We start from the raw sequence: 22014 nt of genomic DNA, 5'->3' as shown, positions 1-22014 counted from the left end.
GACACACGATGTTATTGGCTCTGGCCCAGTGGCTGCAAAACGACTACAGCTTCCTGCGGGTCTTCAACTACCTGACCTTCCGCGCGGTGATGGCTAACCTCACCGCGCTTTTGATCGGGCTCGGCCTAGGGCCGTGGGTGATCCGCAAGCTGACCGAACTCAAGATCGGCCAGGCGGTGCGCACCATCGGCCCGCAGTCGCACCTGGTCAAGGCCGGCACGCCCACCATGGGCGGCGTGCTGGTGCTGGTGTCGATCGCTATCTCCACGTTGCTGTGGTGCGACTGGGGCAACCGCTTTATCTGGGTCGTGATGCTGGTGACCCTGGGCTACGGCGCGATCGGCTGGGTGGATGACTACCGCAAGGTGGTTTATCGCGATCCGCGCGGCATGTCGAGCCGCGAGAAGTTTTTCTGGCAGACCCTGATCGGCCTGGTGGCCGCGGTCTACCTGGCGTTCTCGGTATCGGAAAGCAGCAATGTGCGGGTGTGGGACCTGTTCCTGGGCTGGGTCGAAGGCGGTTTGTCGCTCGACATGCCTTACAAGTCCAACCTGATCGTGCCTTTCTTCAAGGAAGTGAGCTATCCGCTGGGCGTGGCCGGCTTCATCGTGCTGACCTATCTGGTGATCGTGGGTTCGAGCAATGCGGTGAACCTGACCGATGGGCTGGACGGCCTGGTGATCATGCCGGTGGTGCTGGTCGGCAGCGGGCTGGGCGTGTTTGCTTACGTGATGGGCAGTTCGGTCTACAGCAAGTACTTGCTGTTCCCCCATATTCCTGGGGCCGGCGAATTGCTGATCTTTTGCTCGGCGCTGGCGGGGGCGGGGCTGGCCTTCCTCTGGTTCAACGCGCACCCGGCCCAGGTCTTCATGGGCGACGTTGGCGCGCTGGCACTGGGCGGCGCGCTGGGCACGGTGGCAGTGATCGTGCGCCAGGAGATTGTGCTGTTCGTGATGGGCGGCATCTTCGTGGTGGAAACGTTGTCGGTGATGCTGCAGGTGGGCTGGTTCAAGATCACCAAGCGGCGCTACGGCGAGGGCAGGCGGTTGTTCAAGATGGCGCCGCTGCACCACCACTTTGAATTGTCGGGCTGGAAGGAAACGCAGGTGACGGTGCGCTTCTGGATCATCACCATGTTGCTGGTGCTGATCGGGCTGTCGTCGCTCAAGTTGCGCTGAAACCAGCGCGTATCCGTATCTATTAACGCAGTAACGCAAGAAAGGCGGGAATCGAAGTGTTTGGCGAGTTGCAAAAACCTCATGTGCTGGTGCTGGGCCTCGGCGAATCGGGGCTGGCGATGGCGCGCTGGTGCGGCCTGTATGGTGCCCCCGTGCGCGTTGCCGACACGCGCGAGGCTCCCGCCAACCTGGTCTTCCTGCAGGCCGAGCTGCCCTCGGCCGAGTTTCATGGCGGCGCCCTGGCCGAAGCGCTGCTCGACGGCATCGAACTGGTGACGATCAGCCCTGGCCTGTCGCCGCTGGAGAGCGATACCGCCGCGCTGCTGGCAGTGGCGCGCGAGCGTGGCATTCCAGTATGGGGCGAAATCGAGCTGTTCGCGCGCGCGCTCGCGCATCTGCGGGCAGAGTCGGGCTACGCGCCGAAGCTGCTGGCCATCACCGGCACCAACGGCAAGACCACCACTACCGCGCTGACCGGCCGCCTGGTGGAGCGCGCTGGCAAGAGCGTGGCGGTGGCGGGAAATATCAGTCCGTCGGCGCTGGACAAGCTGGCCGCCTGTATCGCCTCGGCCACGCTGCCCGAGGTCTGGGTGCTGGAACTGTCGAGCTTCCAGCTGGAGACCACGCATACGCTGGCGCCGCACGCGGCCACGGTGCTCAACATCACCCAGGACCATCTTGACTGGCACGGCAGCATGGAAGCCTATGCCGCCGCCAAGGCCCGGATCTTCGGCCCGGTGCCGGCGCCCGGCGAAGCCGGCTGCCTGCAGATCCTGAACCGCAATGACCGGCTCAGCCTGGATATGGCCCGCCCGGCCAGCGCACTGGTGACCTTCGGCACTGATCTGCCCGAATTCCCGGGTTGCTTCGGCGTCCAGCGCGAGGGCGGCATGCCCTGGCTGGTGGTGGCCGAGCCCGATAGCGAAGCCGAAGGCGAGAACAAGCCGCGCCGCCGCAAGGCCGCGGCCGCCGAGAGCGAGCAAGCCGTGCCGGTGCGCCACAAGCGCCTGATGCCTGCCGACGCGCTGCATATCCGTGGCATGCACAACGCTACCAACGCCATGGCCGCGCTGGCGCTGTGCCGCGCCATCGACCTGCCGATGAACGCGTTGCTGCATGGCCTGCGCGAGTACCGCGGCGAGCCGCACCGCGTGGAGTGGGTCGCCACGGTGGATGATGTCGAGTTCTTCGATGACAGCAAGGGCACCAATGTGGGCGCCACCGTCGCCGCGTTGTCCGGCCTGGACAAGCGGGTGGTGCTGATTGCCGGCGGGGAAGGCAAGGGGCAGGATTTCTCGCCGCTGGCCGCGCCGGTGGCGCAGTACGCGCGCGCCGTGGTGCTGATCGGCAAGGATGCCGGCGATCTGCGCCGCGCGCTCCAGGACACTGGCGTCACGCTGGCCGATGCCGCCACGCTGGAGCAGGCGGTCACGCTGGCCGCCAGTGCGGCGCAGGGCGGTGACGCCGTGCTGCTGTCGCCGGCGTGCGCCAGCCTCGACATGTTCCGTAATTATGTGCACCGTGCCGAAGTCTTTCGCGCCGCGGTGGAAGAACTGGCGATGTCCAGGGGGATCGTGCCATGAGCGACGCACAGGTCAAGCGTAGCGGCTTTATCGGGGCCACCATCGGCAACGCCTGGGGCGGCTTGCGCGATGCGGTGTCCGGCGTCAAGCCGACGCGCTCGCGCATGATGGAATACGACCAGCCACTGCTGTGGGTGGCGATCGTGCTGCTCGCGCTTGGCCTGGTGATGGTCTATTCGGCCTCGATCGCGCTGCCTGACTCGCCGCGCTATGCAAACTACCGCGAGAGCCACTTCCTCGCGCGCCACGCGTTTGCGCTGTTCATCGGGCTGTCCATGGGCCTGCTGGCCTTCCAGATCCCGGTCAAGTTCTGGGATAAGTACGCGCCCAAGCTGTTCGTGATTGCGCTGGTGATGCTGATCGTCGTGCTGGTGCCGTTCGTGGGCAAGGGCGTGAATGGCGCGCGGCGCTGGATTCCGCTGGGCATCATGAACTTCCAGCCCTCCGAGTTCATGAAACTGGCGGTGGTGCTGTACACCGCCAACTACACCGTGCGCAAGCAGGAGTGGATGCAGAACGTGGGCAAGGGCTTCCTGCCGATGGGCGTGGCCGTGGTGGTGGTCGGCATGCTGCTGCTGCTGGAGCCCGACATGGGCGCCTTCCTGGTGGTGGCCACCGTCGCCATGGGCATCCTCTTCCTCGGTGGCATCAACGGCAAGCTGTTCGCCGGCCTGGTTGGCGTGGCGGTGGGCGCGTTCGCGCTGCTGATCACGGCGTCGCCCTGGCGGCGCGAGCGGATCTTCGCCTATCTGAACCCGTGGGAAGAAGCCAACGCGCTGGGCAAGGCTTACCAGCTCACCCATTCGCTGATCGCCTTCGGCCGCGGCGAGTGGACCGGGGTGGGGCTGGGCGGCAGCATCGAGAAGCTGCACTACCTGCCCGAGGCGCATACCGACTTCATCCTCGCCGTGATTGGCGAGGAATTCGGCTTTGTGGGTGTGCTGGTGGTGATCGTGCTGTTCTACTGGATGGTGCGCCGCGCCTTCGAGATCGGCCGCACCGCCCTGCAGCTCGACCGCACCTTTGCCGGCCTGGTGGCCAAGGGCATCGGCATCTGGGTTGGCTGGCAGACCTTTATCAATATGGGCGTGAACCTGGGCCTGCTGCCCACCAAGGGGCTGACCTTGCCGCTGGTGAGCTACGGCGGCTCGGGCATCCTGATGAACTGCGTGGCGCTGGCGATCCTGCTGCGTATCGACTATGAGAACCGGGTGATGATGCGCGGAGGGAAGGTATGACCGTAGCGCAGCATCACTTGGTTCCGGCGGAGGCTAACTTCCTGCGTAAGCAGGAAGTTAAGCGCAGCGGCCGTAGCCAGAACCATTCAATGATGCGCGGAGGGAAGGTATGAGCGCACCGCGCACCTTGCTCGTGATGGCTGGTGGCACCGGGGGGCACGTCTTCCCCGGGCTGGCGGTCGCGCGCGCGCTGCGTGAGCAGGGCTGGCGGGTGGTATGGCTGGGCAACCGCACCGGCATGGAAGCCACGCTGGTGCCCAAGTACGACATCCCGATGGAGTTCATCCAGTTTGGTGGCCTGCGCGGCAAGGGCCCGCTGACCAAGCTGATGCTGCCGCTGAACCTGTTGCGCGCCTTCTGGCAAAGCCTGCAGGCGCTGCGCCGGGTGCGGCCCAACGTGGTGCTGGGCATGGGCGGCTATATTACGTTCCCCGCCGGCATGATGGCCTCGCTGCTGGGGCGGCCGCTGGTGCTGCACGAGCAGAACTCGATTGCCGGGCTGGCCAACAAGGTGCTGGCCAAGGTCGCGGACCGGGTGCTGTGCGCCTTCCCGAATGCCCTGCCGGACAGCGAGTGGACCGGCAACCCGGTGCGCGACGAAGTGGCGCACATGCCGGCGCCCGAGGCGCGCTACGACGGCCGCACCGGCCCGCTGCGGCTGCTGGTGGTGGGCGGCAGCCTGGGCGCGGCGGCGCTCAACGAGGTCGTGCCCAAGGCGCTGGCGCTGCTGCCGCAAGGCGAGCGCCCGCTGGTCAAGCACCAGGCCGGCGCGAAGCAGATCGACACGCTGCGCGCCAACTACCAGGCCGCCGGCGTGGCGGCGGAAGCGTTGCCCTTTATCGACGACATGGCGGCGGCATACGCAGAGGCGGATCTGGTGATCTGCCGCGCGGGCGCAATGACCGTGTCGGAGGTGGCGGCGGCAGGCGTGGCGGCACTGTTCGTGCCGTTCCCGCATGCGGTCGATGACCACCAGACCACCAATGCGGAGTTCCTCTCGACCCAGGATGCCGCCTTGCTGGTCCAACAGAACGAACTGACCGCGAGCGGGCTGGCGCAGACGCTGGCCTCGCTGTCGCGGCCCCGACTCAGAGAGATGGCGCATCAGGCGCGCGGTCTTGCCAAGCCCGAAGCGACCCGGCGCGTGGCGGAGATCTGCAGCCAGATGGCCAGGGATTGAACCAACGGATTCATGAAGCACATCGTCAAGAACATCCATTTCGTAGGCATCGGCGGCGCCGGCATGAGCGGCATCGCCGAGGTCCTATTGAACCTGGGCTACAAGGTCTCAGGGTCCGACGTGGGCAGCAATGCCGCCACGCGGCGCCTCGCGTCGCTCGGCGCGACCGTGATGCACGGGCATGACGCCGCCAACGTCAACGGCGCCAATGCGGTGGTGGTGTCCACCGCCGTGACCAACGACAACCCCGAGGTGCTGGCCGCGCGCGCCAAGCGCATCCCGGTGGTGCCGCGCGCGGTGATGCTGGCCGAGTTGATGCGGCTGAAGCAGGGCGTGGCCATCGCCGGCACGCATGGCAAGACCACCACCACCAGCCTGGTGGCGTCGGTGCTGGCTGAAGGCGGACTCGATCCCACCTTCGTGATCGGCGGCCGGCTCAACTCGGCGGGCGCCAACGCGCGCCTGGGCACGGGCGACTTCATCGTGGCCGAGGCCGACGAGTCGGATGCCTCGTTCCTGAACCTGTTCCCGGTGATCGAGGTCATCACCAACATCGACGCCGACCACATGGACACCTACGGGCATGACTTTGCCCGGCTCAAGCAGGCGTTCGTGGAGTTCACCCAGCGCCTGCCGTTCTATGGCATCGCCGTACTGTGCGTGGACGACCCCAACGTGCGCGAGATCATGCCGTTCGTGTCCAAGCCAATCGTGCGCTACGGCTTTGCCGAAGATGCGCAGGTGCGTGCGGTCAATGCCCGCGCCGTCGACGGCCAGATGCATTTCACCGTGCTGCGCCAGTTGAACGGACACGCCGAGGCGCCGCTGGAGGTGGTGCTGAACCTGCCGGGCATGCACAACATCCAGAACGCGCTGGCGGCGATTGCCATCGCGACCGAGCTGGAGGTGCCGGACGCCGCCATCGTCAAGGCGCTGCGCGAGTTCCACGGGGTGGGACGCCGCTTCCAGCGCTATGGCGAAGTGGCCTGCGTCGGCACTATCGAGCCGGGCGAGGCCAAGAGCGCGGGCACCTTCACGCTGGTGGACGACTACGGCCACCATCCGGTCGAGATGGCCGCGACGCTGGCCGCCGCGCGCGGTGCGTTCCCGGGGCGCCGGCTGGTGCTGGCGTTCCAGCCGCACCGCTATACCCGCACGCGCGACTGCTTCGAGGATTTCGTCAAGGTGTTGGGCACCGTGGACGCGCTGCTGCTGGCCGAGGTCTATGCCGCCGGCGAAGCCCCGATTGTGGCCGCCGATGGCCGCGCGCTGACGCGCGCGCTGCGCGTGGCAGGCAAGGTTGAACCCGTTTTTGTGGAGCAGATCGACGAAATGCCGCAGGCTATCCTGAACGCCGTGCGTCCCGGCGATGTGGTGGTGACGATGGGTGCGGGCACGATCGGTACCGTGCCTGGACAACTGGTTTCTCAGCAAGCCGGGGGGCAGGCATGAGCTTCGTCGCCCATCCCAATATCGATCCCAAGGCGCTGGGCAAGGTCGGCGTGCTGCTTGGCGGCCGCTCGGCCGAGCGCGAGATCTCGCTGCTGTCGGGCAACGGCGTGCTGGCCGCGCTGCGCTCGCGCGGCGTCGATGCCCATGCCTTCGATCCCGGCCTGCAGTCGGTGGCTGAGCTGGCCACGGCTGGCTTTGACCGCGTCTTTATTGCCCTGCATGGCCGCTATGGCGAGGACGGCACCATCCAGGGCCTGCTCGAGCAACTCGGCGTGCCCTATACCGGCAGCGGCGTGCTGGCCTCGGCGCTGGCCATGGACAAGCAGGCCACCAAGCGCTTGTGGACCACGCACGGCCTGCCCACGCCGCGCTTCGCCATGCTGCACGCCGATACCGATTTCGATGCCGTGGTGGCCGACCTGGGCCTGCCCCTGATCGTCAAGCCGGCGCGCGAGGGCTCGTCCATCGGCCTGAGCAAGGTGACCGAAGCCGGCCAGATGCGCGCCGCCTTCGAGAAGGCCGCGGCGCTGGACAACGACGTGATCGCCGAAACCTTTATCGATGGCGCGGAGCTGACCTGCCCGATCGTGGGGGAGGGCGCCACCGCCGAAGCGCTGCCGGTGATCCGCATCGTTGCCCCCGGCGCGAACTACGACTATCAAAACAAGTACTTTACTGACGATACCCAGTATCTGTGCCCGTCGGGCCTGCCGGCCGACGTGGAAGCCGAAGTCCGGCGCCTGGCGGTGCAATCCTTCCGCGTGCTGGGTTGCCGCGGCTGGGCGCGCGCCGACGTGATGCTCAGCGCCGACGACAAGCCTTACCTGCTCGAGATGAATACCTCGCCCGGCATGACCGGCCATTCGCTGGTGCCGATGGCCGCGCGCGCGGTGGGCATCAGCTACGAGGACTTCGTCATGCAGGTGATTGCCGCGGCCACGCTGGACCTGCATCCCAGCGCGGCCTGGAAGCCCGATTGAGCATAGACCGAGCCAACACTGAACCCTGACTGACCGGAACCGGGACAACCCAACGCCATGTGGCACAACACTCGCCTGCTTAACCTGATCGCCTCCACGCTCTACGCGCTGGTGGCGATGATGGCGTTCGCGGCCGGCTTGCTATGGCTGGCGCAGCGGCCGGTGTTTGCCATTACCCACGTCGAGCTGCTGTCGATGGAAGGCGGCACCCTGCGCCATGTCAATGCGCCGAGCGTGCGCGCCAACGCGCTGGGCAAGCTGTCGGGGAGCTTTTTCACGCTCGACCTGAACGAGGCGCGCCAGATCTTCGAGTCGGTGCCCTGGGTGCGCCGTGCCAGCGTGCGGCGCGAATGGCCCAACGGGCTGGCGGTCGAGGTCGAGGAGCACGAAGCGCTCGGTACGTGGGGCAATGCCGACAGTGGCCGCCTGATCAACACTTATGGTGAAGTTTTCGTCGCCAATCCGGCCGAAGCCGAGGAAGATGCCCAGTTGCTCGCACTCGATGGCCCGCCGGACAGCGAGGGCGACGTGGTGGACAAGCTCGAAGTCATGCGCGAGTGGTTCAAGCCGCTGAAGGTGGAGCCGCTGGCGGTCACGCTGTCGTCCCGCTACGCCTGGCGCGCCAAGCTCTCCAACGGCATGGTGGTGGAGCTTGGCCGTGAACAGAACGACGAGGAGCGCGACGCCATGGACCAGCGCGTCAAGCGCTTCGTGGTGGCCTGGCCCCAGGTCACGGAGCAGTGGGGCAAGCAGATCGAGTATGCGGACCTGCGATACCCCAACGGGTTCGCGATTCGCGCGGCTAACGTGCGCTTCCTGACCGATGCCCAGGCAGCGGCGGCGGCCAAGGCGAGAGCAGCCGGTTCCAGCACGAGCACCAGCGCGAACACGAACGCAAGCACCAATCCGAACAACAATCCGACGCGACTCAAGAGTAAGAACGCGGAGAAAAACCGATGAGCAAGGAATACAAGGACCTACTGGTCGGTCTCGATATCGGCACTTCCAAAGTGGCCGCGGTGGTGGCGGAGTTGCGCCCCGACGGCAGCTACGAAGTGATCGGGATGGGCCAGTCAGAGTCCAAGGGTCTGAAGAAAGGGGTCGTGGTCAATATCGAGGCCACCGTGCAGTCTATCCAGCGTGCGCTGGAGGAGGCTGAGCTGATGGCCGACTGCAAGATCTCCGAGGTGTTTACCGGCATCGCCGGCAGCCATATCCGCAGCTTCAATTCCAGCGGCATGGTGGCGATCAAGGACAAGGAGGTCACCCAGACCGATGTGGCCCGGGTGATCGAGACCGCCAAGGCGGTCAATATCCCGACCGACCAGCAGATCCTGCACATCCTCACGCAGGAATTCATCATCGACGGCCAGGAAGACGTGCGCGAGCCGATTGGCATGAGCGGCATCCGCCTGGAAGTGAAGGTGCATATCGTCACCGGCGCGGTCAGCGCGGCGCAGAACATCGTCAAGTGCGTGCGCCGCTGCGGCCTGGAGGTGCACGACCTGATCCTGCAGCCGCTGGCTTCCAGCCTGGCGGTGCTGACCGAGGACGAGAAGGAACTCGGCGTGGTGCTGGTCGACATCGGTGGCGGCACCACCGATATCGCCATCTTCAGCGAAGGCGCGATCCGGCATACGGCCGTGATCCCCATCGCCGGCGACCAGATCACCAACGACATCGCCATGGCGCTGCGCACGCCCACGCCCGATGCCGAGGACGTCAAGATCCAGTACGGCATCGCCAAGCAGGCCATCGCCGACCCGGAAGACATGATCGAGGTCCCTGGCGTTGGCGACCGTGGCACGCGTTCGCTTTCGCGCCAGGCGCTGGCGGCCGTGATCGAGCCGCGTATCGAGGAGTTGTACTCGCTGGTGCACCAGGTGGTGCGCGAGTCGGGCTATGAGGAATTGCTGTCGTCGGGGGTCGTGATCACCGGCGGCACCGCGATGATGCCGGGCATGGTGGAACTGGGCGAGGACATCTTCCTCAAGCCGGTTCGGGTCGGCGTGCCGGAATATCGCGGAAATTTGCACGAAGTAGTAAAGAGTCCGCGCTATTCGACCGTAATGGGACTACTGCTCGAAGGCCGCGTGCAGCGCATGCGCGGGCGCAAGGTAGCGGTGCAGAGCGGCTCGGTCAAGCAGGTGTGGACCCGCATGAAGGAATGGTTCGTCGGCAACTTCTGAACGTTGCAGGCGACTGGATTGCACTGGTTTGAATGGCTGGCCTGTCCACCGAATGGCGGGCAGGCCGTTGAACACGCAGTTTTTTGATGGTTTCTTGTTCAGTAACCAAGGGTTGCGGCGGGGAGGCTGCAGCGTTTGGCGGCTGATTCTTCTTGGAGGCAGTGATGGACTTTGACATGATCGAAACGGAATTGCAGGACGGCACCATCATCAAGGTGATCGGCGTGGGCGGCGCGGGCGGTAACGCTGTGCAGCACATGATCAGCCGTGGCGTGCAAGGCGTCGAATTTATCTGCATGAACACCGATGCGCAGGCGCTCAAGCGCTCCAGCGCGTCGCGCGTGCTGCAGCTCGGCAACACCGGCCTGGGGGCCGGCGCCAAGCCGGAGGTCGGCCGCAACTGCGCAGATCAGGCGCGCGAGCAGATTGCCGACTCGCTGCGTGGTGCGCACATGGTCTTCATCACTGCCGGCATGGGCGGCGGGACCGGTACCGGCGCTGCCCCGGTCGTGGCCCAGGTTGCAAAGGAAATGGGCATCCTGACCGTGGGCGTGGTCAGCAAGCCCTTCGAGTTCGAAGGCGCGCGCCGCGCCAAGGTGGCGGAAGCTGGCTCGGGCGAGCTGGAGTCCTGCGTCGATTCGCTGATCGTTGTGCTCAACGAAAAGCTGTTCGAAGTGATGGGCGATGACGCCGAGATGGACAAGTGCTTCCAGTGCGCCGACGACGTGCTGCACAACGCGGTTGCCGGCATTGCCGAGATCATCAATGTCGATGGCCTGGTGAACGTCGACTTCGAAGACGTGAAGACGGTCATGGGCGAGCAGGGCAAGGCCATGATGGGCACGGCCACCGTGTCGGGCGTTGACCGCGCCCGCCTGGCTGCCGAGCAGGCTGTCGCCAGCCCGCTGCTGGAAGGCGTCGACCTGTCGGGCGCACGCGGCGTGCTGGTCAACATCACGGCCAGCCGCTCGCTCAAGCTGTCGGAAACCAAGGAAGTCATGAACACCATCCGCAGCTACGCCGCGGAAGATGCCACCGTGATCTTCGGCACGGTGTACGACGACGCCATGGGCGATGCACTGCGCGTGACGGTGGTGGCGACAGGCCTGGGCCGTTCGGCCAAGAAGCAACAGCCGATGACCCTGCTCAAGACCGGTACCGACAACATGCCGGTGCAGATGATGGGCAACATGACCAGCAATGTGGGCGTAAGCCACAGCAGCGCGCCGGACTACAGCAATCTGGACACGCCGGCGGTATGGCGCAGCTCGCGCGAGTCTGCGTCCGCCCACGTGGCTGCGCTGCAGGAAAAGGGTGTGGATACGTACGACATCCCGGCCTTCCTGCGCAAGCAGGCGGACTGAGTTGGCTCGGCAAGGTGCCGGCAGGGCCGGTTGCCATCAGGCCGCGACCCCGGACCAGCGAAGCACGCAAGCGCTCCCTACGCTCGTGTTCCGCCCGGTGGTTTCGGACTGAGCGGCAACCAGCCCGGCTGCCCTTTCGCTGACGCTCAGGCTGCATCCCGTCGCCGGGACAGGCGTGCCTCCGGCCGCCTCCCCGGACTGGTCTCCCGCCCCTCCCGGCCGGGATGTGCCGTCGTCCGCGCGTCGATCGCAAGATCGGCGCGCGGATTTATTTCAAGAACAGTGTGGCCCGCAGCATGAAAAGCCGCCTTGAAGTGATGTAAGCATCGTGCGCCGCATGGCACGAGCCGCCCGATGCTCCCTGTGCAAGAGCCTGGGTACCGCCTTGTCGGATGATTCCGACGAAGTAACGGGCGGTGAACCGCCTTGGGCGCCCGCGGCGGGCGCACTATGATGCTAAACAGGGTTTTTACCGAGACAGGAAGACACAACATGATCGCTATTGGAGCGCGTGTGCCAGACGCCACGCTGAATGAGTTCTTCGAGGTCGAAACCGGCGGCTGCGCCCTTGGGCCCAATTCCTTCTCGGCGTTGGAACTCGCGCGTGGCCGCAAGATCGTGGTGTTCGGCCTGCCCGGTGCCTTTACGCCGACCTGCTCCGCCAAGCATGTGCCGGGCTTTGTCGCGCAGGCAGACGCGCTGCGCGCAGCCGGCGTGGACGAGATCTGGTGTGTATCGGTCAACGACGCCTTTGTCATGGGCGCCTGGGGCCGCGAGCAGCAGACCGGCGGGCGCGTGCGCATGATGGCCGACGGCAGTGCCGAATGGACCCGCCGGCTGGGCTTGGAGCAAGACCTGACCGCGCGCGGCATGGGCGTGCGCTCCAAGCGCTATGCCATGGTGCTTGACGATGGCGTGGTGTCCCATCTGTGGCTTGAAGCGCCCGGCGAGTTCAAGGTCAGCAGCGCCGAAGCCGTGCTGGCTGCGTTGCGCGCGTAATACGAGAGTGTGTCAGCACACGTCATTAAAATGACGTTTTGCGCACTTATGGTGATTTATTTCCTCTTGCTAACACACCGAAACAAAGTGACGCAGCGCAGCAAACGAAGCAATGGTAAAATCGCTATATTGGAAAGTGTACTTGATAGATTTTAATAATAGCTGAGACTGTCATGCTAAAACAGCGCACCATCAAATCCCTGGTCAAGACCGTTGGCATTGGCTTGCACTCGGGCCGTAAAGTGACGCTGACGCTGCGCCCGGCCCCGGTGGATACCGGCATCGTATTCACCCGCGTCGACCTGCCCGAAGCGGTCGAAATCGTCGCGAGCGCGTCAGCCATTGGCGACACGCGCCTGGCGTCGGTCCTGCAGAAGGACGGCGCGCGCGTGTCGACCGTGGAGCATTTGATGTCCGCCTGCGCGGGCCTTGGCATCGACAACCTGTATGTGGATGTCGACGCCGAAGAAATCCCCATCATGGACGGCAGTGCTGCGTCGTTCGTCTTCCTGCTGCAGTCGGCCGAGATCGAGCAGCAATCGGCGCCCAAGCGTTTCATCCGCGTGAAGAAAGCCGTGGAAGTGCGTGAAGGCGACAAGCTGGCGCGGCTGGAGCCCTTCTTTGGCTTCAAGCTGGCGTTCACCATCGATTTCCGCCATCCCGCGGTGGACAAGACCGGCCAGACCTTCGCCATCGATTTCGCCGACACCAGCTATGTGCGCGAAATCGCCCGCGCCCGCACCTTCGGCTTTGCCCATGAAGTGGAAGCCCTGCGCGAGATGGGCCTGGCGCGCGGCGGCAGCCTGGACAACGCGATCGTGCTCGACGAGCACCGCATGCTGAACAACGAAGAGCTGCGCTACGGCGACGAGTTCGTGCGCCACAAGATCCTGGATGCGATTGGCGACCTGTACGTGGTCGGACATCCGCTGATTGGCGCGTATATCGCCAACAAGTCCGGGCACGGCCTGAACAACCAGCTGTTGCGCGCGTTGCTGGCCGATCAGGAAGCCTACGAGATGGTGACGTTCGAGCGCGTCGAGGATGCGCCGCCAGCTTTCCTGCCGCAGTTGGCGCCGGCGTTCGCGTAGCGCGGGAAGGGAATCCAGGGCCGCTGCACGGTCCTATGTGAAAGCCGGCCACCAGGCCGGCTTTTTTTACATTTGGGCGTCGAACAGGCTTGCGCTTCCGGTATCAGCGCCTGCCGACGCCTTCACCTTCACCGATGGTGGGACAACAGCGTATTCAGCGCGTCGCGCAACGGCGACTCGGGCAGTTCCTGGGCCAGCTGGGTCAGGCTGGACAAGCCGGTCGCCGACATCCGCGCCACCTTGGGCTTCACCACCGGCCCGGTGTCCCAATCGCTCTGCCGCCCGACCTCCGGTTGTACCCTCACCCGGATTGCGGTAATCTGCGATCCCCGCTGTTGCAGCCTGGAAAGTAGTGTAGGAACCACTTGTCGGACTCGTGCCGCTGCGGCCCCATGGGCGGCAAGCAACAGCAAAGTTCGCTCCGACTGGCCTTGCCCGACGCCGCGGGCGTCTTGCTTGACGCCGGCTACAGCGATGCCATCCTGCAGTCCGCGTGGCAGGAGCGATAGCACCTCAGCCTCCAGTACCGCCAGTTCCCGTGCCGTCTGCATCAGGGCCGAGACCGGGCCAGCCTTGTCCAGCCAGTCGTTAAGCGGCTTGGCGGCGGGCGTCTGGAGGGCGTAATGGGTAAACATGCGCATGCGCGCATTCTAGCGTGCCGTTCGCGTCAGTGCGGCGGCTTATGCGTCGCGGCTGCCCGGGCTGCGCCGGCCAGGCATGAGAAGGAGTTGCGCCATGCAGATCATCGTGCTTCACCCACGCCTACCGCGTGTTCGCCATTTCACCCTGTCGCGGGGCAAGGTCTTTGCCGGCATCGCGTTGCTGTGCCTCGTCGTTGCGCTGGTGTCGTCGGCCCTGACCTGGGTTGTGGCCCGCTCGGGCATCGCGGCGCCGGCCCGGGCACCGGGCGACGACGCTTACCTGCGGGCCAACCTCAATGTGCTCGCGACCCGCGTGGGCGAGATCCAGGCCCGGATGGTGCGGCTGGACGCGCTTGGCGAGCGGGTCTCGGGGCTTGCCGGCATCGCACCCAAGGAATTCAACTTCCAGCGGCCGCCCGGGCGTGGCGGCCTGGCCGCATCCGCGCAGTCGCGCACCTCGAGCCTGCCGGAGCTGCAGCTTGCGCTGGCACGCCTGTCGGACCAGGCTGAGCAGCACGCGGACTATTTTGACGCGGTGGCGAGCACCCTGCTGGACCGCCAGAGCGAGAGCCGCCGTGTCCCGCGCGTGCTGCCGGTGGCGAGCGGCTACGATGCATCCGGCTTTGGCTGGCGCTTCGACCCCTTCACCGGGCGCCGCACCCCACACGATGGCGTGGATTTTTCGGCACCCACGGGTACCCCGATCGTGGCGGCGGCCGGCGGCGTGGTGGTCGCGGCGGAATGGCATCCAGAATATGGCAACCTGATCGACATCGACCACGGCAACGGCCTCAAGACCCGCTATGCGCACGCGTCCAGGCTGCAGGTGAAGGCCGGCGACCTCGTCAAGCCTGGCCAGCAGATCGCCCTGGTGGGCTCCACCGGGCGCTCCACCGGCGCGCACCTGCATTTCGAGGTGCACGTGGACGGTGTGCCGCAAAACCCGAATCGCTTCCTGGCCGTCGCCAAGCCTGCGCCAGCCCAGGTCGCCCAGGCGCCGGACCCCACCGATCGCAATCTCATCCGTTGAAGAACCGGGGCGTCGCCCCGATGTCGGAAGGATTGGATGCGCGGGTTGTGTCCGGGCCGTCAAGTGGCGGGGGACGCGCGGTGTGGTTTGCACAGCGTTTCACCTGCCGCTTGGTTCCGGTCGTGACCCGCGCGCATGATAAACTCGGCGTTTTGCGCCAATCTTCCTATTTCCTCGCGCGGTCCGCCCTGGGCAGCCGGCCAAGCCGGCGGCTAGGCCGCCCTAGTGCGTACCACGGCGGCGTACCACTCGCGTAGGTGAAAGCAATCGATGATCACGGGCCTTCTCAAGAAAGTCTTCGGCAGCCGTAATGAACGGCTGATCAAACAATATGGCAGGACCGTCGCGCAGATCAATGCGCTGGAACCGAAGTTCGAGGCACTTTCGGATGACGACCTGCGTGGCATGACCGAGATTTTCCGGCAGCGCCACGCCGCCGGAGAGTCGCTCGAGGCGTTGCTGCCCGAGGCCTTCGCGGTGTGCCGCGAGGCCAGCAAGCGGATCATGAAGATGCGCCACTTTGACGTCCAGCTGATCGGCGGCATGGTGCTCAATGACAACAAGATCGCTGAAATGCGCACCGGCGAGGGCAAGACCCTTACCGCGACGCTGCCGGTGTATCTCAATGCCATTACCGGCCGCGGTGTGCACGTTGTCACGGTCAACGACTACCTGGCCCAGCGTGACGCCGAGTGGATGGGGCGCCTGTACAACTTCCTCGGCCTGTCGGTCGGCGTGAACCTGTCGCAGATGCCGCACGACCAGAAGGCCGCTGCCTATGCGTCCGACATCACGTACGGCACCAACAACGAGTTCGGCTTCGACTACCTGCGCGACAACATGGTCTACGACCCTGGCCAGCGCGTGCAACGTCCGCTGAACTACGCCATCGTCGACGAGGTGGACTCGATCCTGATCGACGAAGCGCGCACGCCGCTGATCATCTCGGGCCAGGCGGAGAACCAGACCGACCTGTACCAGCGCATGAACGGCGTGCCCAAGCTGCTGGTGCGCCAGATCGGCGAGGAAAAGGCCGACGGCACCGGCGTCGAGAAGCCGGGCGACTACTTCGTCGACGAAAAGGGCCACCAGGTCTACCTGACCGAGGCGGGCCACGAGAAGGCCGAAGAGATACTGATGCAGCAAGGCCTGATCGGCGAGGGCGAATCGCTCTACGCGCCGCAGAACATCACGCTGATGCATCACCTCTACGCCGCGCTGCGCGCGCAGAGCTTGTTCCATCGCGACCAGCACTATGTGGTGCAGAACGACGAAGTCGTCATCGTCGACGAGTTCACCGGCCGCCTGATGACCGGGCGACGCTGGTCCGACGGCCTGCACCAGGCTGTGGAAGCCAAGGAAGGCGTGACGATCCAGCAGGAAAACCAGACGCTGGCGACGATCACCTTCCAGAACTACTTCCGCATGTACGAGAAGCTGTCCGGCATGACCGGCACGGCCGATACGGAAGCCTACGAATTCCAGGAGATCTACGGCCTGGAAGTGGTGGTCATCCCCACCAACCGTGGCGCCCAGCGCAAGGACTTCCAGGACCAGATCTACAAGACCTCGAACGAACGCTACGACGCCGTGGTGCGCGATATCCGCGACTGCTACGAGCGCGGCCAGCCCGTGCTGGTGGGCACCACCTCGATCGAGACCTCGGAATACCTGTCTGGCCTGCTCGACAAGGCCAAGCTGCCGCACCAGGTGCTTAACGCCAAGCAGCACGAGCGCGAGGCCGAGATCGTGGCGCAGGCGGGCCGCCCCAAGATGATCACCATCGCCACCAACATGGCGGGCCGTGGTACCGACATCGTGCTGGGCGGCAACGTGGAGAAGCAGGCTGGCTTCATCGAAGCCGACGAAAGCCTCGCCGACGCCGACAAGGCCGCGCGCATCGCCCATCTGGAAGGCGAGTGGCAGTCGCTGCACGAGCAGGTCAAGGCCGCTGGCGGCCTGCATATCGTGGGCACCGAGCGCCATGAGTCGCGCCGTATCGACAACCAGCTGCGCGGCCGTGCCGGCCGCCAGGGCGATCCGGGCTCGTCCCGCTTTTACCTGTCGCTGGACGACCAGTTGCTGCGCATCTTCGCCGGCGACCGCGTGCGCGCCATCATGGAACGCCTGAAGATGCCGGAAGGCGAGCCGATCGAAGCGGGCATCGTCACGCGCTCGATCGAATCCGCCCAGCGCAAGGTGGAAGGCCGCAACTTCGATATCCGCAAGCAACTGCTGCAGTACGACGACGTGGCCAACGACCAGCGCAAGGAAATCTACAAGCTGCGCAACGAAGTGCTCGAGTCGCAAGACGTGGGCGAGATGGTGAAGAACCTGCGCCAGAGCGTGCTGGTCGAGATGTTCCGCGACCACGTGCCGGCCGACACCATGGAAGAGCAGTGGGACATCAAGGGCCTGGAGACCAAGCTGCGCGAGGAATGGTCCCTGGACGTGCCGCTGGCCGCGACCATCGAGGCCGCCCAGAGCATCGAGGACGAAGTGCTGCTGGACAAGATCATGCACGCGGCCGACGAGCGCTACGACGCCAAGGTCAAGCAGGTTGGCCGCGAATCGTTTGCTGGCTTCGAGCGCTCGGTGATGCTGCAAAGCATCGACACGCACTGGCGTGAGCACCTGGCCGCGCTGGATCACCTGCGCCAGGGCATCCACCTGCGCGGCTATGCGCAGAAGGATCCCAAGCAGGAGTACAAGCGCGAGTCGTTCGAGCTGTTCGCCCGCCTGCTGGACGTGATCAAGGTGGAAGTCACCCGCGTGATCTTCAACGTGCAGATCCAGTCGCCGGAAGAGCTCGAGCAAGCCTCGGAGCAGATCGAAGAAGGCCTGTCGCACCTCGCCAACGTGCAGTACAAGCACGAGGAGTTCGACGAGGCCACGCAGGGCGCGGAGAGCGTGGGCAGCAGCGCGCCCGAGCGTGCTGGCATTGCCTACGCCGCCGCGGCGGAAGCCGCGGGCATGGCCAAGGTGGGGCGCAACGATCCCTGCCCATGCGGCTCCGGCAAGAAGTTCAAGCAGTGCCACGGCAAGCTCAGCTAAGCCGCGCACCGTGAAGTCAGCAAACATGCCCGCGCAAGCGGGCATGTTCGTCAGGGGCGGTGCATTCAGTAGAAAGCGCCGCCGCCTGGCACGAGCAAAACCAGCAACGTCGAACGCATAGAGGAACGCACATGGCCGTCAACCTGCCCCTGCCGCTGGCAGAAAACCTGAAACCTGTCGCCGGCGTCGAGCTCGGCTGGGCCGAAGCGGGTGTCCGCAAGGCCAACCGCAAGGACGTGCTGGTGGTGCGCGTTGCCCAAGGCAGCACCGTGGCGGGCGTGTTCACCCGCAACCGCTTCTGCGCCGCGCCGGTGCAGGTCTGCCGCGAGCACCTGGCCGCCGGCAAGGGCATCCGCGCGATCGTGGTCAACACCGGCAACGCCAATGCCGGCACGGGCGAGCCGGGCCTGGCCAATGCGCGCGCCACCTGTGACGCGCTGGCCGCGCAGCTCGGCATTGCACCCGAGCAAGTGCTGCCGTTCTCGACCGGCGTGATTCTCGAGCCGCTGCCGGTGGACCGCATCACCGCCGCGCTGCCCGCTGCCATCGCCAATGCCAAGCCCGACAACTGGCTGGCCGCGGCGGAATCGATCATGACCACCGACACCCAGCCCAAGGCCGCCTCGCGCACCGTGCAGATCGGCGGCAAGACTGTGACGCTGTCCGGCATCAGCAAGGGCGCGGGCATGATCCGCCCCAATATGGCCACCATGCTCGGCTTCGTCGCCACCGATGCCACCGTGTCGCAGGATGTGCTGCAGGCGCTGGTGTCGTACGCGGCGGATCACTCCTTCAACAGCATCACCATCGACGGCGACACGTCGACCAATGACTCCTTCGTGCTGATCGCCAGCGGCAAGGCCGGCGCGCCGGCCATCGAGCGTGCCGAGGGTGCGGACTTCGAGGCGCTGCGTGCCGCGCTGACCGACCTGTCGCAGGAACTGGCGCAGATGATCGTGCGCGATGGCGAAGGCGCCACCAAGCTGATGACCATCCAGGTCGAGGGCGGCAAGGACGTGGCCGAATGCCGCCTGATCGCCTACGCGGTGGCGCATTCGCCGCTGGTCAAGACCGCCTTCTACGCCTCGGACCCCAACCTGGGCCGCATCCTGGCCGCGGTGGGCTATGCCGGCGTGGACGATCTCGACGTGGAGCGCGTCAATCTGTGGCTGGACGACGTCCTGGTCGCGCGCGACGGTGGCCGCAACCCCGAGTATCGTGAGGAAGACGGCCAGCGTGTGATGAAGCAGGCCGAAATCACCGTGCGCATCGCGCTGGGCCGAGGCGACGCCTCCGCCACGGTCTGGACCTGCGACCTGTCGCACGACTACGTTTCGATCAACGCGGACTATCGTTCGTAAGCACCAGCCAGGCACGCGTTGCGTGCGTGCCGCTCCCGCCAGCGCGGGCACGGCACGCCAGCCGCTCGCCCTCCTGCCAACGATCCGCATTTCCACCAAGCCGCCATGTCAGACCTTGCTGCCCGCCTCGATAGTTTCCTCGCCCGCCTTGAACAATGGCTGCCGCCTCAGCTGACCGACGCTGACTGGGAGCAGGCCGTCGCCTTCCGCTGGCGCAAGCGGCAGAGCCTGTTCGGCAACATCGGCTACCTGCAGGCGATCCGCCAGCTGCCGCCGATCCATCTCGACGACCTGAAGAACATCGAGCGGCAGAAGGATGCCATCGTGGCCAATACGCGCCAGTTCGTGCAGCGCCTGCCGGCCAACAACGTGTTGCTGACGGGCGCGCGCGGCACCGGCAAGTCCTCGCTGATCAAGGCCTGCCTCAATGCCTTCGTCAAGGATGGCCTGCGCCTGGTGGAAGTGGACAAGGATGACCTGGGCGACCTCGGCGATATCGTCGAGCAGTTGTCGGGGCGTCCCGAGCGTTTTGCCATCTTTTGCGACGACCTGTCATTCGAAGAGGGCGAGTCGGGCTACAAGTCGCTGAAGTCGGCGCTGGACGGCTCGGTGGCCGCGCAGTCGGACAATGTGCTGATCTACGCCACCTCCAACCGCCGCCATCTGCTGCCCGAGTACATGAAGGACAACGAGACCTACCGGCACACCGACGATGGCGAGATCCATCCCGGCGAGGTGGTGGAGGAAAAGATCTCGCTGTCCGAGCGCTTCGGGCTGTGGCTGTCGTTCTACCCGCCCAAGCAGGACGAGTACCTGGCCATCGTCGGCCACTGGCTCGGGCACTTTGGCTGCAGTGCCGAAGACATCTCCGCTGCACGTGGCGATGCGCTGGTGTGGGCGCTGGAACGCGGCTCGCGCTCGGGCCGGGTGGCCTGGCAGTTCGCCCGCGACTGGGGCGGCAAGCATGGCAAGCCTTATATGGCCTCGGCGCAGGACGGCAAGGCATGAGCGAGGCATCGCAGGTGACCGATGCAGCGGCGCCGGCGCGCAAGGTGACCGAGGTTGCCGTTGGCGTGCTGGTGCAGCCCGACGGGCGCTTCCTGCTGGCCCAGCGGCCGGCGGGCAAGCCCTATGAAGGCTACTGGGAGTTCCCGGGCGGCAAGCTGGAACCGGGCGAATCAGTCGAAGAGGCACTGGCGCGCGAGCTGCATGAGGAGCTCGGCATCGAGGTCGGCGCCAGCGTGCGCTGGCACGTGCTGGAGCATGATTACCCGCATGCCTATGTGCGCCTGCATTTCTGCAAGGTCACTGTGTGGACGGGCGAACTGGTCGGCCGCGAGGGCCAGGCCTTCTCGTGGCAATCGGCGCCGGTGGACGTGGGCCCCTTGCTGCCCGCTACGATCCCCGTGGTGGACTGGCTGGCTGCCGAGAGCGGCACCGCCTGAACCGTCGGGGCCGTCGTCAGGGCCGTCGAGGCCGCAACGGTGGCGCGGTGCTTAGTCCTCGTCTTGCTCGTCCGGCGAGGGCTCCTCGCCGGGTTTGCCGCCAATCACGTATTTCTCGGACGCCCACGCGCCCAGGTCGATCTGCTTGCAGCGGTTCGAGCAGAAGGGACGGAATTTACTCTCGGGTACCCAGGCCACGTCCGTGCCGCAGGTGGGGCATTTGACTACGGTTGTCATTGCTTCAGAAATTGCAGAGCTTGAGCAGGAAGGGGATGTCGGCGTCGACCGAACGGGGACGCAAGTCGCCATCCTGCTGCGTGAAACGGACCCACAGCATGTACTTGTTGGCGCTCATCTCGGGGATGAAGGCCAGCAGCGATTCATCCAGCAGCACCTGCATCAGCTGGTAGCTGCGACCGGACAGCATCTGCTGGTAGCTGCCGCCGGTGGCGATGACCTTGCCGCTCTGGCCGGACTCGCGCAGCAGGCGCAACACGGTGTTGGTGCCTAAGCGCAGCGCCACCAGCGGGCGCGCCCACTTGAGGATGTCCGAGCGGCGTTCTTCGGCCGGACGGTGCTGCCAGGCGTAATACGCCGGCAGGTCGAACTCGCAGGTGCCGCCAGGGATGATGGCGCGGCTGCGGATGCTGGTCAGCCACTCGTTATCGGTCAGCAACTGGCCGGCCTTGCCAACCGTCTGGTTGAGCTGGGTCATCGCCTGCTCGATCTCGCTGATGACGCCATCCAGCGCGCCCTGGTCGATCTGCGGATTGGCGCGCAGCGCGGCAAGCGCCTGGCGCTGGCGTTCCAGTTCCTTGAGCAGGTCGGTCTTCAGGTCTGCGCGGCCGGCGACGTCGATAATCTCGAACAGCGTCGTCAACGCCACGTGATGCTGCAGGGCGTGATCCTGACCGAGAAAATAATCCAGCCGATCGAACAGGTCTTCCAGGCGCAGGAGAGTCCTGATGCGTTCGTTAAAAGGATATTCGTACAGAATCAATGGGTGTATCCGTGCAACAGGGCGGGTTGGCGGGTGGGCAATCTGACCCGGGCGGCATTGCCGGAGCGGCGAGGCTTCCGGTGTATCCGGGCCTGCGCGATTTGAATCGGCCTGGGCCCGCAATATTGGCAGTATGCGGCCATTTCCCGCGTGATTCCAGCGCATTCTATGCGAGACCGCCAAACAGGACAATGAAACAGCCGACTTAGGGTGCCGCATGCAGCACTGC

General features: G+C 65.5%; 19 protein-coding genes. 16 read left to right on the top strand and 3 right to left on the bottom strand.

The genetic code is table 11. From position 1 onward, the window contains the following. Positions 1 to 8 precede the first annotated feature (8 nt). From mraY to lpxC, 11 genes are all read left to right on the top strand, one after another. Positions 9 to 1178 (top strand): phospho-N-acetylmuramoyl-pentapeptide-transferase, encoded by a 1170-nt coding sequence (gene mraY, locus AC1Q7Q_RS07715; RefSeq protein ID WP_017227540.1) that lies wholly within the window; start codon positions 9 to 11, stop codon positions 1176 to 1178. A gap of 56 nt (positions 1179 to 1234) precedes the next feature. Beyond that, complete coding sequence (gene murD, locus AC1Q7Q_RS07710; RefSeq protein ID WP_492374444.1) at positions 1235 to 2761, top strand: UDP-N-acetylmuramoyl-L-alanine--D-glutamate ligase; 1527 nt, start codon at positions 1235 to 1237, stop codon at positions 2759 to 2761. After that, on the top strand, positions 2758 to 3999 hold the full coding sequence (ftsW, locus tag AC1Q7Q_RS07705; RefSeq protein ID WP_006162532.1) for a putative lipid II flippase FtsW: 1242 nt from the start codon (positions 2758 to 2760) through the stop codon (positions 3997 to 3999). The genes murD and ftsW overlap by 4 nt, the downstream gene beginning before the upstream one ends. A gap of 109 nt (positions 4000 to 4108) precedes the next feature. Beyond that, a complete protein-coding gene (murG, locus tag AC1Q7Q_RS07700; protein WP_441633969.1) occupies positions 4109 to 5179 on the top strand; it encodes an undecaprenyldiphospho-muramoylpentapeptide beta-N-acetylglucosaminyltransferase in 1071 nt (356 codons plus the stop codon). 12 nt (positions 5180 to 5191) lie between these two features. Then, positions 5192 to 6631, top strand: coding sequence for a UDP-N-acetylmuramate--L-alanine ligase (gene murC, locus AC1Q7Q_RS07695; protein ID WP_416049745.1), 1440 nt, complete (start codon positions 5192 to 5194; stop codon positions 6629 to 6631). Then, positions 6628 to 7611 carry a D-alanine--D-alanine ligase gene (locus tag AC1Q7Q_RS07690; RefSeq protein ID WP_492374443.1) on the top strand — a complete coding sequence of 328 codons (984 nt, stop codon included), beginning with the start codon at positions 6628 to 6630 and terminating at the stop codon, positions 7609 to 7611. The genes murC and AC1Q7Q_RS07690 overlap by 4 nt, the downstream gene beginning before the upstream one ends. A gap of 57 nt (positions 7612 to 7668) precedes the next feature. Further along, on the top strand, positions 7669 to 8571 hold the full coding sequence (locus tag AC1Q7Q_RS07685; RefSeq protein WP_492374442.1) for a cell division protein FtsQ/DivIB: 903 nt from the start codon (positions 7669 to 7671) through the stop codon (positions 8569 to 8571). After that, complete coding sequence (ftsA, locus tag AC1Q7Q_RS07680; RefSeq protein WP_035875601.1) at positions 8568 to 9800, top strand: cell division protein FtsA; 1233 nt, start codon at positions 8568 to 8570, stop codon at positions 9798 to 9800. The genes AC1Q7Q_RS07685 and ftsA overlap by 4 nt, the downstream gene beginning before the upstream one ends. Positions 9801 to 9964: 164 nt before the next feature. Continuing rightward, positions 9965 to 11164: a cell division protein FtsZ gene (gene ftsZ / locus AC1Q7Q_RS07675; RefSeq protein ID WP_006162527.1), complete on the top strand. Its 1200-nt coding sequence runs from the start codon at positions 9965 to 9967 to the stop codon at positions 11162 to 11164. A 492-nt stretch (positions 11165 to 11656) separates the two neighbouring features. Next, entirely contained in the window at positions 11657 to 12163 is a 507-nt protein-coding gene (locus tag AC1Q7Q_RS07670; protein WP_492374441.1) for a peroxiredoxin, read from the top strand. Between the two features lie 173 nt (positions 12164 to 12336). Beyond that, positions 12337 to 13254: a UDP-3-O-acyl-N-acetylglucosamine deacetylase gene (lpxC, locus tag AC1Q7Q_RS07665; RefSeq protein ID WP_150986813.1), complete on the top strand. Its 918-nt coding sequence runs from the start codon at positions 12337 to 12339 to the stop codon at positions 13252 to 13254. A 128-nt stretch (positions 13255 to 13382) separates the two neighbouring features. On the opposite strand, the gene AC1Q7Q_RS07660 is transcribed toward lpxC, so the two are convergent. Further along, positions 13383 to 13895 carry a hypothetical protein gene (locus tag AC1Q7Q_RS07660; RefSeq protein ID WP_492374440.1) on the bottom strand — a complete coding sequence of 171 codons (513 nt, stop codon included), beginning with the start codon at positions 13893 to 13895 and terminating at the stop codon, positions 13383 to 13385. 94 nt (positions 13896 to 13989) lie between these two features. Here AC1Q7Q_RS07660 and AC1Q7Q_RS07655 point away from each other — a divergent pair, with 94 nt between their 5' ends. The 5 genes from AC1Q7Q_RS07655 to AC1Q7Q_RS07635 all read left to right on the top strand — a co-directional run bounded on the left by AC1Q7Q_RS07655 (position 13990) and on the right by AC1Q7Q_RS07635 (position 20785). After that, positions 13990 to 14925 (top strand): M23 family metallopeptidase, encoded by a 936-nt coding sequence (locus tag AC1Q7Q_RS07655; protein ID WP_492374439.1) that lies wholly within the window; start codon positions 13990 to 13992, stop codon positions 14923 to 14925. Positions 14926 to 15195: 270 nt separating this feature from the next. Then, positions 15196 to 17979: a preprotein translocase subunit SecA gene (secA, locus tag AC1Q7Q_RS07650; RefSeq protein WP_492374438.1), complete on the top strand. Its 2784-nt coding sequence runs from the start codon at positions 15196 to 15198 to the stop codon at positions 17977 to 17979. A gap of 131 nt (positions 17980 to 18110) precedes the next feature. Further along, a complete protein-coding gene (gene argJ / locus AC1Q7Q_RS07645; protein ID WP_492374437.1) occupies positions 18111 to 19340 on the top strand; it encodes a bifunctional glutamate N-acetyltransferase/amino-acid acetyltransferase ArgJ in 1230 nt (409 codons plus the stop codon). 105 nt (positions 19341 to 19445) lie between these two features. Further along, positions 19446 to 20348: an ATP-binding protein gene (locus AC1Q7Q_RS07640; RefSeq protein WP_492374436.1), complete on the top strand. Its 903-nt coding sequence runs from the start codon at positions 19446 to 19448 to the stop codon at positions 20346 to 20348. After that, the gene (locus tag AC1Q7Q_RS07635; RefSeq protein ID WP_492374435.1) at positions 20345 to 20785 is read left to right on the top strand and encodes an NUDIX domain-containing protein; all 441 of its coding nucleotides are present in this window, start codon (positions 20345 to 20347) and stop codon (positions 20783 to 20785) included. The genes AC1Q7Q_RS07640 and AC1Q7Q_RS07635 overlap by 4 nt, the downstream gene beginning before the upstream one ends. A 51-nt stretch (positions 20786 to 20836) precedes the next feature. On the opposite strand, the gene AC1Q7Q_RS07630 is transcribed toward AC1Q7Q_RS07635, so the two are convergent. Together AC1Q7Q_RS07630 and zapD are read right to left on the bottom strand one after the other, a co-directional pair. After that, a complete protein-coding gene (locus AC1Q7Q_RS07630; protein ID WP_043349767.1) occupies positions 20837 to 21022 on the bottom strand; it encodes a DNA gyrase inhibitor YacG in 186 nt (61 codons plus the stop codon). 4 nt (positions 21023 to 21026) lie between these two features. Next, on the bottom strand, positions 21027 to 21785 hold the full coding sequence (gene zapD, locus AC1Q7Q_RS07625; protein ID WP_492374434.1) for a cell division protein ZapD: 759 nt from the start codon (positions 21783 to 21785) through the stop codon (positions 21027 to 21029). Between the last annotated feature and the right edge of the window lie 229 nt (positions 21786 to 22014).

It is taken from the genome of Cupriavidus sp. GW823-FHT07A04 (assembly GCF_058794615.1).
Note: the sequence above shows the minus strand (reverse complement) of the source record. Positions and strands in the feature narration are given on the sequence as shown.

Excerpts from the sequence above, each read along its gene's own strand:
- mraY (WP_017227540.1), top strand. The coding sequence starts at position 9 with ATGTTATTGGCTCTGGCCCAGTGGCTGCAAAACGACTACAGCTTCCTG.
- ftsW (WP_006162532.1), top strand. The coding sequence starts at position 2,758 with ATGAGCGACGCACAGGTCAAGCGTAGCGGCTTTATCGGGGCCACCATC.
- murG (WP_441633969.1), top strand. The coding sequence starts at position 4,109 with ATGAGCGCACCGCGCACCTTGCTCGTGATGGCTGGTGGCACCGGGGGG.
- murC (WP_416049745.1), top strand. The coding sequence starts at position 5,192 with ATGAAGCACATCGTCAAGAACATCCATTTCGTAGGCATCGGCGGCGCC.
- AC1Q7Q_RS07690 (WP_492374443.1), top strand. The coding sequence starts at position 6,628 with ATGAGCTTCGTCGCCCATCCCAATATCGATCCCAAGGCGCTGGGCAAG.
- AC1Q7Q_RS07685 (WP_492374442.1), top strand. The coding sequence starts at position 7,669 with ATGTGGCACAACACTCGCCTGCTTAACCTGATCGCCTCCACGCTCTAC.
- ftsA (WP_035875601.1), top strand. The coding sequence starts at position 8,568 with ATGAGCAAGGAATACAAGGACCTACTGGTCGGTCTCGATATCGGCACT.
- ftsZ (WP_006162527.1), top strand. The coding sequence starts at position 9,965 with ATGGACTTTGACATGATCGAAACGGAATTGCAGGACGGCACCATCATC.
- AC1Q7Q_RS07670 (WP_492374441.1), top strand. The coding sequence starts at position 11,657 with ATGATCGCTATTGGAGCGCGTGTGCCAGACGCCACGCTGAATGAGTTC.
- lpxC (WP_150986813.1), top strand. The coding sequence starts at position 12,337 with ATGCTAAAACAGCGCACCATCAAATCCCTGGTCAAGACCGTTGGCATT.
- AC1Q7Q_RS07660 (WP_492374440.1), bottom strand. The coding sequence starts at position 13,895 with ATGCGCATGTTTACCCATTACGCCCTCCAGACGCCCGCCGCCAAGCCG.
- AC1Q7Q_RS07655 (WP_492374439.1), top strand. The coding sequence starts at position 13,990 with ATGCAGATCATCGTGCTTCACCCACGCCTACCGCGTGTTCGCCATTTC.
- secA (WP_492374438.1), top strand. The coding sequence starts at position 15,196 with ATGATCACGGGCCTTCTCAAGAAAGTCTTCGGCAGCCGTAATGAACGG.
- argJ (WP_492374437.1), top strand. The coding sequence starts at position 18,111 with ATGGCCGTCAACCTGCCCCTGCCGCTGGCAGAAAACCTGAAACCTGTC.
- AC1Q7Q_RS07640 (WP_492374436.1), top strand. The coding sequence starts at position 19,446 with ATGTCAGACCTTGCTGCCCGCCTCGATAGTTTCCTCGCCCGCCTTGAA.
- AC1Q7Q_RS07635 (WP_492374435.1), top strand. The coding sequence starts at position 20,345 with ATGAGCGAGGCATCGCAGGTGACCGATGCAGCGGCGCCGGCGCGCAAG.
- AC1Q7Q_RS07630 (WP_043349767.1), bottom strand. The coding sequence starts at position 21,022 with ATGACAACCGTAGTCAAATGCCCCACCTGCGGCACGGACGTGGCCTGG.